Genomic DNA, 13,000 nt, shown 5'->3' with positions numbered 1-13,000 from the left:
CCGGGCCGCGGAGCCAGGCCGGAGGCGTCACAGCACACGTGTGTACCAGGTCACGTCCGGAACACATGTATCAGGTGCGTCCGATCGTCCTCCGTGAGTTGACCCGACCCACAGCGGAAGGCGATCCAGGCCATGACCTCCCCGGGCAGAGACGACGAGGCACCGTCGTTCACCGACTTCTCCCCCAACGAGTTCGTCGTCGCGACCCCGCACGTTGAGCGGGTCCTGCGGCTGCTCGGGTCCGCCGACGTCCTCGAGCTCGAGAGCCACGAGGGGATCGGCCTGACCCGCCTCCTGCTGCACGACGTCGACGAGGTGGCCGCCCGGTTCGCGCGGACCCTGCGCCGCTCGCTCGTCCTGCCCGGCTCCCGCATCCCGCTGCGCGCCGAGTCCCCGCTGGAGCAGGTGCTCGCGGGCGTCCGGCTCACCTTCGCGGACCGCTGGGACGGCTGGTTCCCGCGGCTGGGCAAGAACCGGGTCATGGTCGGGGGCGAGGGCGCCCCGATCAAGGTCATCCGCGGCGACGGCCCGCCGACCGGTGACGTCCCGGCGTCCGACCTGCCCGTGCCCCGCGCCGGCGGTGCCGGCGTGACGGTCGGCCTGCTCGACACCCCGGTCCGTCATGACATCAGCTACGGCGACCGGCTCCTGCCGGGCAGCAGCCGGCTCGACGTCACCGAGACCGCCGCCCTCGTCCAGGGCCACGGCACCTTCACCGCCGGGCTCGTCCACCAGCAGGCCGCTGACGCCGACCTCCTCGTGCGCGGGGTGCTCGCCGGCCGCGACGCCACGGCGACGGCCTGGGAGGTCGCGCTCGCGCTCTTCGACCTCGTGACGCAGGCCGAGACCCCGGTGCACATCGTCAACATGTCGCTCGGCTGCTTCACCGAGGACAACCGCCCGCCGCTGGTGCTCGCCGCCGCCGTCGAAATGGTCCGCGACGACGTCGTGCTCCTCGCGGCGGGCGGTAACCACGGCCGCCAGGGTCCCAAGGAGGTCCCGACGAGGATCGCGCCGCTGTGGCCCGCGGCCCTCGACGGGGTCGTCGCGGTCGGCGGCCGGATCCGGCACGGCAGCGGCCACGAGCCGGCGCCCTTCACCCCGCGCACCCCGTGGGTCAACGTCCTCACGGACGGGACGGACGTCGTGAGCACCTTCCTCGACGGCAAGGTCTCCCTCGGGGGCACCGTCGAGCAGTTCGACGGGGTGGCCCGCTGGTCGGGGAGCAGCATGGCGTCCGCCGTGGCGGCGGGCCGGCTCGCCGCGCTCGCCGGCGGCGAGGGCGGTGCGCGGGGGGCGCTCGCCCGGATCGCCGCGGGGGCCCCGGACGACGTCCTGTCGGTGTACTCCGCACCGGACGCGGGGTGACGACGGTGGCCACGGCAGCGCAGGGAGGGTCGCACCTCGTCGCGGACCTCGTCGCCCGTGCCCTGCAGGGCGACGACCGGGCCTGGGGAGCCCTCGTCGCCCGCTACGCGCCGCTCGTCACGTCCGTGTGCCGCCGGCACCGGCTCGACGAGGCAGACACCCTCGACGTCGCGCAGGGGGTCTGGCTGTCGCTCCTGGAGCACCTGGGGTCGATCCGGGAGCCGGCGGCGCTGCCCGGGTGGATCGCGACGACGACACGGCGGGAGTGCCTGCACCTGCTGACCGGCAAGGGCGGCCGGCAGCGGGCGGAGCTGGTGGGCGAGGTCGACGGGGCGACGATCGACCTCACGGAGCAGCTCGACGACATGATCGTGCAGGCCGAGCGGCACGCGGCCCTGCTCGAGGCGCTCGCCGACCTGCCGCCGCAGCACCAGCAGCTCGTCGTCCTGCTCATCCACGACCCGCCGCTGGCCTACGCGGAGATCGGGCGACAGCTCGACATGCCCATCGGCAGCATCGGCCCGACCCGCCAGCGCTGCCTCGAGAAGATCCGCAACCATCCCGCGGTCGCACCGCTCCTCGAGAGCCCCGCACGGCCCGCCCACCGTTGACCTCGACCCAGGGGAATGACATGTACGACGACCAGTGGACCGACGACGAGCTCCTCTCCGAGCTCGGCGAGGCGCTGCGTGCCGAGCGCGAGGTACCCGGCGCGCTCGTCGACGCCGGGAAGGCGATCTTCACCTGGCGCTCCATCGACGCCGAGCTGACCGCCCTGACGCAGGCGCACCTCACCTACGACTCGTTCGCCGACGACGCCGCTCTCCAGGGCGAGGAGAGCAGCCTGCTCGTCGGCGTCCGGTCGGAGCAGGCGGCGCTGCGCTCGCTGACGTTCGCGGCGGACGACCTGTCGATCGAGCTCGAGGTGACCGACGACGGCGTCCTCGGTCAGCTCGTGCCGCCGCAGTCGGCGACCGTCGAGGTGCTGTCCCCCGACTCCAGCCGCGTCGACGTCCCCGTCGACGAGGTCGGCTGGTTCACTCTGCGGCCGGTGCCGACGACCCGGTTCCGCCTCACCTGCCACCTCGGCTCCGGGGCGAGCGTCGTCACCGACTGGATCAGCCTCTGACCCGGGCCGCACCCGGGATCAGGCGCCGGCAGAGTCCTTCGTCCGGTTCGACACGAGCAGGCTCGCGACGGTCGTGACGGCGAGGACGCCGACGATGAACGACAGGCTCCACAGGATCGAGATCGTCGGGACCGACTCGAGCTTCTCGCCGCCGTTGAGGAACGGCAGCTCGTTCTCGTGGAGCGCCTCGAGGACGAGCTTGACCCCGATGAAGCCGAGGATGAGCGACAGGCCGAGGGACAGGTAGATGAGCCGGTCGAGCAGGCCGCCGAGCAGGAAGTAGAGCTGGCGCAGGCCCATGAGGGCGAAGAGCGTCGCGGTGAAGACGATGAACGGGTCCTTCGTGAGCCCGAAGATCGCCGGGATCGAGTCCAGCGCGAAGAGCAGGTCGGTCGAGCCGATCGCGAGGAACACGATGACCATCGGGGTGAGCATGAACCGCCCGGCGTCGCGGGTCGTCAGGCGCGACCCGACGAAGTCCTTCGTCAGCGGGAGCACCCGGCGCGCGCTGCGCACGAGGGCGTTCTCCTTGAAGTCCTCCTCGTCGGACTCCCCCTGCCGGGCGAGCTGCACGGCGGTGTAGATGAGGAACGCCCCGAAGAAGTAGAAGACCCACGAGAAGCGCTCGATCGCGGCCGCCCCGACGAGGATGAACCCGCCGCGGAGCACGAGCGACAGGATGATCCCCATCATGAGCACGAACTGCTGGTTGGCGCGGGGTACCGCGAACCGGCTCATGATGACGACGAAGACGAAGAGGTTGTCGACGCTCAGGCTGTACTCGGTGAGCCACCCCGCGACGAACTCACCCGCGGGCCGCGGGCCGGCGACCGCGAGGAGCACGAGGGCGAAGGCCAGCGCCAGGCTCACGTAGAACGCCACCCAGAGCGACGCCTCGCGCATCGAGGGCGCGTGGGGCCGTCGGGCGACGACCGCGAGGTCCACGAGCAGCAGCAGTCCGAGGACGACGAACGTCGCGACCTCGAACCAGGCGGGGAGCGTCACGACACCTCCGGGCAGGCCGTGGCGGGCCCCACCGGGTGCCGGCGGGTCGCCGACGGCGGGCGAACAGACCCTCCGATGGTAACCAGCGCGGCCGGATCACGCGCTCGCGCCGGGCCGCCCCTGTGGACGACCCGGCGCGGACGCGGTGGCGGGGTGTCAGTAGCGGAAGCGGCTGACCGCGCCCTGGAGGTCGCTGCCGACCCGGGCGAGCGCCTCGGCGCTCGTGAGCGCCTCGTCGACCGTCGTCGCCGCGGACGACGCCGCCCGGGCGACGCCCTCGATGCTCGCCGCGATCTCGCCGGAGCCGGCGGCCGCGATCCCGACGCCGCGGTTCATGTCCTGCGTCGTCGCCGTCTGCTCCTCGACCGCGCTGGCGATCGTCGCCTGGAACTCGGTGATCCGGGCGATGACGTTCGCGATCTCCCCGATCGCCTCGCCGGCGCGGCCGGTGTCCGACTGGATCGCCTCGACCCGGCGGGAGATGTCCTCGGTGGCCCGCGCGGTCTCCTGCGCGAGCTGCTTGACCTCGTCCGCGACGACGGCGAAGCCCTTGCCCGCGTCCCCGGCGCGGGCCGCCTCGATCGTCGCGTTGAGGGCGAGGAGGTTCGTCTGCTCGGCGATCGTCGTGATGAGCCGGACGACGTCCCCGATCTCGCGGCTGGACTCCATGAGCGTGTTCATCGTGTCGGTCGTCGCGGCGACCGCCCCGGCCGCGTCCTGCGCGACGCTCACGGCCTCCTGGGCGTTGCGGGCGATCTCCGCGATCGAGGCGTCCATCTGGTTGGACCCGGCCGCGACGGCCTGGACGTTCTGCGAGACGGTCGTGGCGGACGACGAGACGACGTCCGCCTCGTTGGCGGCGGTGCCGGCAGAGGCACTGGCCCGGGCGGCGACGTCGCGCAGGGTGTCGGCCTCGCGACTCAGCCGCGCGCCGGCCTCGGCGACCTGTGCGACGACAGCGGCGACCGCTGCGAAGGCGGTGTTCGCCGCGGCACCGATCCGGGACAGCTCGTCGCCGCCGTCGTCTGGGGCCCGGCGGGTGAGGTCCCCGCCCGCCACGGCGGCGAGCGTCTCGGAGAGCCGGCCGAGGCCGCGGGAGACCGACGTCGAGACCGCGACCGCGACGCCGACGACCGCCGCCACGGCGAGGAGGGCGACGACGAGGATGACGAGCCGCAGCCGCTTCGCGTAGGCGTCGACCGAGGCCTCGACCTTGGCCGTCTCGGCGTCGAGCGCGTCGATGGCGCTCCCGACAGCCTCGTCGGTGACGTCGTTGGCGGCCTGGATGTCCTCGAACTTCGCCTGCTGCGCGCCCTGGTTCGCCACGGCACCGTCGATGACGGCCGCGATCCCGTCCGCGTACCCCGCGAACGCGGCGCGCAGCGGCGCCACGGCCTTGCGGGCCGCGGCGTCCAGCGGGAGCGCGTCGAGGGCGTCGAGCTTCTTCGTCACCTTGGCCGTGTCGTCGGCGAGCTCGGCCTTCTCCTCGGCGGGCTTCGGCATGAGCAGCGACTTGTACCCGTCGACCTTCAGCTCGCTCGCGCGGGTGTCGAGCTCGCGCACCAGGTTGCCGGCCGACGTGAGGGTGTCGACCCGGGCCCGGGCGTCCGTCGACGCGGCCGAGATCGAGAGCGCGCCCGCCACACCGGCCCCGGTCGAGAGCACGGCCGCGATCCCGAGCGCGGTGACCTTCTGCCGAACAGTGAGCTGCAGCGCCATGCGTGTCTCCGACGTCCTCTCCGTGACGGCGGGCCTCCCGGCGAGCCGGGGCGCCCGATCAGGGAGGACATCGGCGCCTCGAAGGGCCACCTGTAGGCAGCGGACCACACGTCCGCCCCGCACCCGTGCGGACCGACGCCTGGGCAGCGGTCGCTCAGCTCGCCCCGGCCGCCCGCATCTGGCGCAGCTCCTTCTTCAGCTCCGAGACCTCGTCGCGCAGCCGCGCGGCGAGCTCGAACTGGAGCTCGGCGGCTGCCGAGTGCATCTGGTCGGTGAGCTGCTGGATGAGGTCGGCCAGGTCGGTCGCCGGCAGGTTCGCCGCGGCACCCGTCGCGGCGCGCCCCCCGCTGCGCATCCCGGGCACGGGTGCCTTGCCCCGGCTGCGCTGCCGGCCGCCGCCACCGATGAGCTCCTCGGTGTCGGCCTCCTCGCGGGCGATGAGATCGGTGATGTCGGCGATCTTCTTGCGCAACGGGGTCGGGTCGACGCCGTGGGCGGTGTTGTAGGCGACCTGCTTCTCACGGCGCCGGTTCGTCTCCCCGATCGCCTGCTCCATCGACGGGGTGATCCGGTCGGCGTACATGTGGACGGCGCCGGAGACGTTGCGGGCGGCCCGGCCGATCGTCTGGATGAGGGACTTCGCGGACCGCAGGAAGCCCTCCTTGTCGGCGTCGAGGATGCTCACGAGCGACACCTCCGGCAGGTCGAGACCCTCGCGGAGCAGGTTGATCCCGACGAGCACGTCGAACTCTCCCTGCCGCAGCTCGCGGAGCAGCTCGACCCGGCGCAGGGTGTCGACCTCGGAGTGCAGGTACCGGACCCGGACGCCCTGCTCGAGGAGGTAGTCGGTGAGGTCCTCGGACATCTTCTTCGTCAGCGTCGTCACGAGGACGCGCTCGTTCTTCGCGGCGCGCTCGCGGATCTCCCCGAGGAGGTCGTCGATCTGGCCCTTCGTCGGCTTCACGACGACCTGCGGGTCGATGAGGCCGGTGGGCCGGATGATCTGCTCGACGACGCCCCGGCCCTTGGCCAGCTCGTAGTCGCCCGGGGTCGCCGACAGGTAGACGGTCTGCCCGATCCGCTCGAGGAACTCCTCCCACTTGAGCGGCCGGTTGTCCATCGCGCTCGGGAGCCGGAAGCCGTGGTCGACGAGCTGCCGCTTGCGCGACATGTCCCCCTCGTACATCGCCCCGATCTGCGGCACGGTGACGTGCGACTCGTCGATGACGAGCATGAAGTCCTCGGGGAAGTAGTCGAGGAGGGTGTTCGGGGCCGTCCCCGGGCCGCGGCCGTCGATGTGCCGCGAGTAGTTCTCGATGCCGGAGCACGAGCCGACCTGGCGCATCATCTCGACGTCGTAGGTCGTCCTCATCCGCAGCCGCTGGGCCTCGAGCAGCTTGCCCTGGCGCTCCATCTCGGCGAGCCGGTCGGTGAGCTCGAGCTCGATGCCCGCGATGGCCCGCTCCATCCGCTCCGGGCCGGCGACGTAGTGCGTCGCCGGGAAGACGTACATCTCCCGCTCCTCGTGGACGATCTCGCCCGTGAGCGGGTGCAGGGTGTAGATCCGGTCGATCTCGTCGCCGAAGAACTCGATCCGGATCGCGAGCTCCTCGTACACGGGGATGATCTCGACGGTGTCGCCGCGGACCCGGAACGTGCCGCGGGTGAACGCGAGGTCGTTGCGGGTGTACTGCATCCCGACGAAGCGGCGGAGCAGGTCGTCGCGCTCGATCGTGTCCCCGACCTTGAGCCGGGCCATCCGGTCGACGTACTCCTGGGGGGTGCCGAGGCCGTAGATGCACGACACCGAGGCGACGACGACGACGTCCCGCCGGGTCAGCAGCGAGTTCGTCGCGGAGTGGCGGAGCCGCTCGACCTCCTCGTTGATCGAGGAGTCCTTCTCGATGTAGGTGTCCGTCTGCGGGATGTACGCCTCGGGCTGGTAGTAGTCGTAGTACGAGACGAAGTACTCGACCGCGTTGTGCGGCAGCAGCTCGCGGAACTCGTTGGCGAGCTGGGCGGCGAGGGTCTTGTTCGGGGCGAGGACGAGCGTCGGACGCTGCACCTTCTCGATGAGCCAGGCCGTCGTCGCCGACTTGCCGGTACCCGTCGCACCGAGCAGGACGATGTCCTTCTCCCCTGCCTCGACCCGCTCGGCGAGCTCGGCGATGGCCGCGGGCTGGTCGCCGCTCGGCGAGAAGTCCGAGACGACCCGGATCGGGGCGACGGTGCGCTGGAGGTCGGTGACGGGACGCATGGCACCACCGTAAGCGCCCGCACCGACAAGCTCATTCCACGGGGCGCCTGCGACGGCGCGCGACGGCCAGGCCGCCCGTCACGGCGAGCGCCACGGCTGCGGCCGCGGCGGTCGCGGCGAGCAGCCACGGCCGGTCGGAGGCTACGGGGTCCGCGCCGGCGGCCACGGTGGGGCTCGCCGCCGGTGCGCCCCCGGCGGCGACGGCGCCCTCGGGCGGCGAGCCGGCCCAGGTCGCGTACGCGAGGTCCGGGGTGCTGCCGCTGCACAGCGACGTCCGCAGGGCACCGCCGGTGCGCTCGGCGAAGAGCAGGTACGGCGTCCCCTCGGCCACCTCCAGCCCGCACGACGAGCTGCTGCGCGCCGTCCCCACCGCCTGCACGGCGGCGACGTCCCCCTTGAAGACCCTCGTCACCGCGAACGTCAGGGACGCGGGGTCGCCCGAGGAGATCTCGCCGCCGGCGCCCGGCGCCGTGTCCCCGCGGGCGACGAGGCTGCCGACGAAGACCGCGTCCGCACCGGCCAGCAGGGCGTCCGCCTCGGCCTGCGTGGCGGGCGGGCCGACCGCGCAGCTGCAGGCGCTCGCCGGCAGCGACCCGGTGACGAGCAGGACGGCCGCACCGGCGAGGGCCAGCACGACGGACAGGACGCTGCGGACCGCGCGGCTCATACCGTCGGGACGCCGCGCAGCGGGCCGGCGTTGCACCCGGGCCGCAGGCCGCGGCTCAGGTCAGGGCACGGCCGAGCGCGCCCCGCACCCAGGCCGACTTCGCCGCCAGGTAGGCGTCGTACTGCCCCTCGCCCGGCGCCGTCCCGGACGCGGCCGCGACGGCGGCCCGCTTCACGGCGGCGTACGCGTCGCGCTCGTCGTCGCGGGCCAGGAGCAGGTCCCGGAAGGCGAGCTGCTCGTGGACGGCGGGGCTCGCGGCCTCACGGACGTGCACGTGGGCCTGCCGTGCCGGGTCGCACGCGACGTGCAGCCGCTTCGGGTGGGTGCCGCCCCCGTGCAGGTCGTCCTCGGTGGCCGCCCGGAAGGCGAAGCCCGCGTCCTCGAGGGCCGCACGGGCGCCGTCCGCGACCGCCAGGTCGGCGACGACGACCTGCAGGTCGAGGCAGTCCTTCGCCGGGAGGCCGGGCACCGCCGTCGAGCCGACGTGGTCCAGGCCCAGGGCGCGGTCCCCGAGGGCGGCACCGATCCGGGCGAGCAGTCGCTGCGCCTGCGCCGGCCACGTCGGGTCGGCGTCCACGATCTCGACCACGTCGGGCCGCGGGGCCCGGCGGCGCAGCCTGACGTTCGCCTCGAAGGGCACGAGCCGGGTCTCCCAGAGCCGGTCGACCTCCGCGAGAACGGCGTCCGGGGCCCCGGAGTTGTCGAGCCAGACGTCGGCCGCGGCCCGGCGCGCGTCGTCGTCCGCCTGGGCCGCGACCCGGGCCCGGGCGTCGTCCGCGGTCATCCTCCGCTCCTCGACGAGCCGCCGCACCCGTTCGTCCGCGGGGGTGTGGACGACGAGCACCAGGTGGTACGCGGCGCCCATCCGGTTCTCGACGAGCAGCGGCACGTCGTGGACGACGACGGCATCCGGCGGGGCGGCGCTCATGAGCTCGTACGTCCGCACCGCGATCCGCGGGTGCAGGATGCCGTTGAGCCGCAGCCGGGCCGCCTCGTCGCCGAAGACGATGCGGCCGAGCGCCGGCCGGTCGAGCCGGCCGTCCGCGCCGAGCACCTGCGGGCCGAACGCCTCGACGACCGCGGCGAGCCCCTCGGTGCCCGGTTCGACGACCTCGCGGGCGATCCGGTCGGCGTCGACGACGACGGCCCCCCGCTCCACGAGCCGCCGCGCGACCGTCGACTTGCCTGCCCCGATACCGCCTGTCAGCCCGACCTTCAGCACCCGGGCATCCTCGCAGCCCGCGCCGCTGCGGCGGCGCACCCGTCAGTACGCGCCCTTGCGGGCGAGGACGGCGGCGAGCGTCTGGGCGATGATCTTCAGGTCGAGCCAGAGCGTCCAGTCGTCGACGTACTGCAGGTCGAGGCGGACGGACTCGTCCCACGAGAGGTCCGAACGGCCGGACACCTGCCACAGCCCCGTGATGCCTGGCTTGACGACGAGACGGCGGCGCACGTCCTCCTCGTACATCTGCACCTCGCGGGGCAGCGGCGGGCGGGGGCCGACGAGGGACATGTCCCCGCGGAGCACGTCGAACAGCTGCGGGAGCTCGTCGAGGGAGAACCGCCGGATGAAGCGGCCGACCGGGGTCACCCGCGGGTCGTCCTTCATCTTGAACAGCGGTCCGCCGCCGTGCTCGTTGAGGTGCTGGAGCTGGGCCAGCCGCTCCTCGGCGTCGACGTACATGCTGCGGAACTTCGTCATCCGGAACGGCTCGGTGTGCTTGCCGACGCGCTCCTGGCGGAAGAGGACCGGGCCCGGGGAGGTGAGCTTCACGGCGAGGGCGACGCCGAGCAGCACCGGCGAGAGCACGAACAGGCCCGGCAGCGTGAGCCCGAGGTCCAGGCCCTTCTTGACGAGCCGGCGGATGCCGGTGAACTCGGGCTCCTCGACGTTGAGCAGCGGCTGCCCGCGGACCGTGCGGATGTGCATCCGCGGCGCGGACACCTCGGCGAGCCGGGGGGCAACGAGGAGCTGGGCGCCGCTGCCCTCGAGGTCCCAGGAGAGCCGGCGCAGGTCGTCCTGGGCGACGTCCGACCAGGCGGTGAGGATGACCGTGTCGGCCCGGACGGCGCGCAGCGCGGCGAGCACGTCGGCCGGGGTGCCGAGGACGGGCACGTCCTCGATCCGCTCCCCGAGGCTGCGGGTGACGCAGGCGCCGATGATCTCGAGGCCGGCGTTCGGGTCGCTGCGCGTCGTCCGGACCATCTCGGCGACCGAGCGCTCGGAGCCGATGGCGACGACCTTCTGGACGCAGCGGCCGCGGCGGCGCATCCGGTAGAGCAGCAGCCGGGCGACGCCGTGGACGCCGAGCAGCCCCACGGCGGCGAGCGGGATGCCGACGACGACGAGCGGGCGGACCTGGAGCGTCTGAGTCGCGTACGCGGCGAGCGAGGTCGCCGCGACGAGGTAGACGCACGCCGTCCACACCCGGTGCAACTCGTCGGTGCCGTGGCCGAGGTAGCGGTGCTCGTACGAGCGGTTCAGCGTGACGGCGGCGACGACCGCGGCCGCCGCGAGGGCGGCGAGCAGCGGGTCGATCCGCGGGGTGGCCAGCCGGGCCGCGAGCTCCATGGCGGCGACGCCCGCCGCGCTGTCGCAGACGACGAGGAGCCGGGTGTACCGGTTGCGCCACCGCGGGCGTACCCGCCGGGCCTCGTTCGGCTTGGCGCGGTCCCGACGGGCCAGGAGCGCCCCCGTACCCGGCATGCCGAAGCGTTCGACGACCGCCTGCGTGTCGGCCTCGGTCGCCGCGAGCGCGGCCAGGGTCGCCGTGAGCGTCGACCCGCGCGCCGGGGCCGGGACCCGGGCGCCGCCACCGGTGGTGCCCGCTGCGGCGCGGGGCCCGGCGTCCGCGGCGCCGTCCGTGACGTCCTGCACGCACCCGCCTCGGTTCTCGACGGCGCGCCGTCCGGCGGCGCCCCTGCTGGCGGCCCCGCGGCAGTTCGTGCCGCGCGGGCCTGCTGTCCTCCCAGTCGTCGGCCTCGGTGCCGGACGGGCGAAGCGGGCTCGCACGACGTCACCCGGACGGGCCAACGACGAAGGCCCCGGGCCGGGGCCCGGGGCCTTCGTCGTGCCGTTCAGGTGGTGCGGCGGGTCAGGTGGTGCGGTCGTTCACGCGGCTCAGAAGCCGCCGGTGAGCTTCTCGCGCAGCGCGGCGAGAGCCTCGTCCGAGGCGAGCGTGCCCTCGGCCTCGGGCGTCGCCGAGGAGTACGAGGAGGCCGCCGAGGCGCCACCACCGGTGCCGGCGCTCTCGCCGCCCTCGGTACGGGCCTCGGTCTCGGCCTTCTGGGCCTCGACGATCTGCTTGCGGTGGGCCTCCCAGCGCTGCTGGGCCTCGGCGTACTGCCGCTCCCACTCCTCACGCTGCTTCTCGTAGCCCTCGAGCCAGTCGTTCGTCTCGGGGTCGAAGCCCTCGGGGTACTTGTAGTTGCCCGCCTCGTCGTACTCCGCGGCCATGCCGTAGAGCGACGGGTCGAACTCCTCGCCCGCGGCGGCGCTGCCCTCGTTGGCCTGCTTGAGGCTCAGCGAGATCCGGCGACGCTCGAGGTCGATGTCGATGACCTTGACGAAGATCGAGTCGTTGACCTGGACGACCTGCTCCGGGATCTCGACGTGACGCTCGGCGAGCTCGGAGATGTGCACCAGGCCCTCGATGCCCTCGTCGACGCGCACGAACGCACCGAACGGGACGAGCTTGGTGACCTTGCCCGGGACGACCTGGCCGATCGCGTGGGTCCGGGCGAACTGCTGCCACGGGTCCTCCTGCGTCGCCTTGAGCGACAGCGAGACCCGCTCGCGGTCCATGTCGACGTCGAGGACCTCGACGGTGACCTCCTGGCCGACCTCGACGACCTCGCCCGGGTGGTCGATGTGCTTCCACGAGAGCTCGGAGACGTGGACGAGACCGTCCACCCCGCCGAGGTCGACGAACGCACCGAAGTTGACGATCGAGCTGACGACGCCCGAGCGGACCTGGCCCTTCTGGAGGGTCTGCAGGAACGTCTGGCGGACCTCGGACTGCGTCTGCTCGAGCCACGCACGGCGCGACAGGACGACGTTGTTCCGGTTCTTGTCGAGCTCGATGATCTTCGCCTCGATCTGCTTGCCCACGTAGGGCTGCAGGTCGCGGACACGACGCATCTCGACGAGCGACGCGGGGAGGAAGCCCCGCAGGCCGATGTCGAGGATGAGACCACCCTTGACGACCTCGATCACCGTGCCGGTGACGATGCCGTCCTCCTCCTTGATCTTCTCGATCGTGCCCCACGCGCGCTCGTACTGCGCGCGCTTCTTGGACAGGATGAGACGACCCTCCTTGTCCTCCTTCTGGAGGACGAGGGCCTCGATCTCGTCGCCGACGCTGACGACCTCGCCGGGGTCGACGTCGTGCTTGATCGACAGCTCGCGGGAGGGGATCACGCCCTCGGTCTTGTAGCCGATGTCGAGCAGGACCTCGTCCCGGTCGACCTTGACGATCGTCCCGGCGACGATGTCGCCGTCGTTGAAGTACTTGATCGTCTCGTCGATCGCGGCGAGGAAGTCCTCGGCGCTGCCGATGTCGTTGACGGCGACCTGGGGAACGGTCGGCTGCTCGGTCGTGCTCGCGGTCATGAAGGGGGGACTCCGATGCGGACAGATGTCGATGTGGCCTGGACAAGGGACGTGCGGCGTACGGCACGCGCGTGCGGTCCAGGCGGCCCCGCGTCGGTGGGTGGCCTGCGTCCCGGAGCCCGGGCACCGTGCCCCTCGGAAGATGTCCTCGAAGGGGCCCCGGAGCACGACTCGCGACAGGTCGTCCAGTCGGAAACAAGGCAAACACATGTCCGCGCACCCAGCGTGCGCCGTCGTCACACT

10 protein-coding genes are annotated in these 13,000 nt (G+C 72.9%); 3 read left to right on the top strand and 7 right to left on the bottom strand.

Annotated elements, in window-relative coordinates; translation table 11 throughout:
* The first annotated feature begins 132 nt into the window (after window positions 1-132).
* Genes EDJALFJO_RS17785 through EDJALFJO_RS17775 form a run of 3 tightly spaced genes read left to right on the top strand, consistent with a single transcriptional unit; the run spans window position 133 to window position 2,497 of the window.
* Window positions 133-1,368 (top strand): S8/S53 family peptidase, encoded by a 1,236-nt coding sequence (locus EDJALFJO_RS17785; protein ID WP_088287655.1) that lies wholly within the window; start codon window positions 133-135, stop codon window positions 1,366-1,368.
* A 5-nt stretch (window positions 1,369-1,373) separates the two neighbouring features.
* Window positions 1,374-1,979: an RNA polymerase sigma factor gene (locus EDJALFJO_RS17780; RefSeq protein WP_088287668.1), complete on the top strand. Its 606-nt coding sequence runs from the start codon at window positions 1,374-1,376 to the stop codon at window positions 1,977-1,979.
* Between the two features lie 20 nt (window positions 1,980-1,999).
* Window positions 2,000-2,497 carry a hypothetical protein gene (locus tag EDJALFJO_RS17775; protein WP_088287654.1) on the top strand — a complete coding sequence of 166 codons (498 nt, stop codon included), beginning with the start codon at window positions 2,000-2,002 and terminating at the stop codon, window positions 2,495-2,497.
* An 18-nt stretch (window positions 2,498-2,515) separates the two neighbouring features.
* Here EDJALFJO_RS17775 and EDJALFJO_RS17770 read toward each other — a convergent pair whose 3' ends face one another.
* From EDJALFJO_RS17770 to rpsA, 7 genes are all read right to left on the bottom strand, one after another.
* Entirely contained in the window at window positions 2,516-3,502 is a 987-nt protein-coding gene (locus EDJALFJO_RS17770; RefSeq protein ID WP_088287653.1) for a TerC/Alx family metal homeostasis membrane protein, read from the bottom strand.
* Window positions 3,503-3,658: 156 nt separating this feature from the next.
* On the bottom strand, window positions 3,659-5,221 hold the full coding sequence (locus EDJALFJO_RS17765) for a methyl-accepting chemotaxis protein (RefSeq protein WP_088287652.1): 1,563 nt from the start codon (window positions 5,219-5,221) through the stop codon (window positions 3,659-3,661).
* A gap of 154 nt (window positions 5,222-5,375) precedes the next feature.
* Entirely contained in the window at window positions 5,376-7,478 is a 2,103-nt protein-coding gene (gene uvrB, locus EDJALFJO_RS17760; RefSeq protein ID WP_088287651.1) for an excinuclease ABC subunit UvrB, read from the bottom strand.
* 31 nt (window positions 7,479-7,509) lie between these two features.
* Window positions 7,510-8,145 carry a hypothetical protein gene (locus tag EDJALFJO_RS17755; RefSeq protein WP_088287650.1) on the bottom strand — a complete coding sequence of 212 codons (636 nt, stop codon included), beginning with the start codon at window positions 8,143-8,145 and terminating at the stop codon, window positions 7,510-7,512.
* Window positions 8,146-8,200: 55 nt separating this feature from the next.
* Window positions 8,201-9,367, bottom strand: a complete 1,167-nt coding sequence (coaE, locus tag EDJALFJO_RS17750; protein ID WP_088287649.1) for a dephospho-CoA kinase — start codon at window positions 9,365-9,367, stop codon at window positions 8,201-8,203.
* 42 nt (window positions 9,368-9,409) lie between these two features.
* A complete protein-coding gene (locus EDJALFJO_RS17745) occupies window positions 9,410-11,023 on the bottom strand; it encodes a sugar transferase (RefSeq protein ID WP_088287648.1) in 1,614 nt (537 codons plus the stop codon).
* Between the two features lie 243 nt (window positions 11,024-11,266).
* Complete coding sequence (rpsA, locus tag EDJALFJO_RS17740) at window positions 11,267-12,757, bottom strand: 30S ribosomal protein S1 (RefSeq protein WP_088287647.1); 1,491 nt, start codon at window positions 12,755-12,757, stop codon at window positions 11,267-11,269.
* Between the last annotated feature and the right edge of the window lie 243 nt (window positions 12,758-13,000).

The sequence above is a fragment of the Kineosporia sp. A_224 genome (assembly GCF_002198655.1).
In the GTDB taxonomy this organism is placed as follows: Bacteria; Actinomycetota; Actinomycetes; order Actinomycetales; family Kineosporiaceae; genus R-H-3.
The sequence above is the reverse complement of the archived record's forward strand: the minus strand, read 5'-3'. Positions and strand labels throughout refer to the sequence as shown.

Bases quoted from the DNA above. Each gene is read 5' to 3' on its own strand.
- EDJALFJO_RS17785 (WP_088287655.1), top strand. From the start codon at position 133: ATGACCTCCCCGGGCAGAGACGACGAGGCACCGTCGTTCACCGACTTC.
- EDJALFJO_RS17775 (WP_088287654.1), top strand. From the start codon at position 2,000: ATGTACGACGACCAGTGGACCGACGACGAGCTCCTCTCCGAGCTCGGC.
- EDJALFJO_RS17765 (WP_088287652.1), bottom strand. From the start codon at position 5,221: ATGGCGCTGCAGCTCACTGTTCGGCAGAAGGTCACCGCGCTCGGGATC.
- uvrB (WP_088287651.1), bottom strand. From the start codon at position 7,478: ATGCGTCCCGTCACCGACCTCCAGCGCACCGTCGCCCCGATCCGGGTC.
- EDJALFJO_RS17755 (WP_088287650.1), bottom strand. From the start codon at position 8,145: ATGAGCCGCGCGGTCCGCAGCGTCCTGTCCGTCGTGCTGGCCCTCGCC.
- rpsA (WP_088287647.1), bottom strand. From the start codon at position 12,757: ATGACCGCGAGCACGACCGAGCAGCCGACCGTTCCCCAGGTCGCCGTC.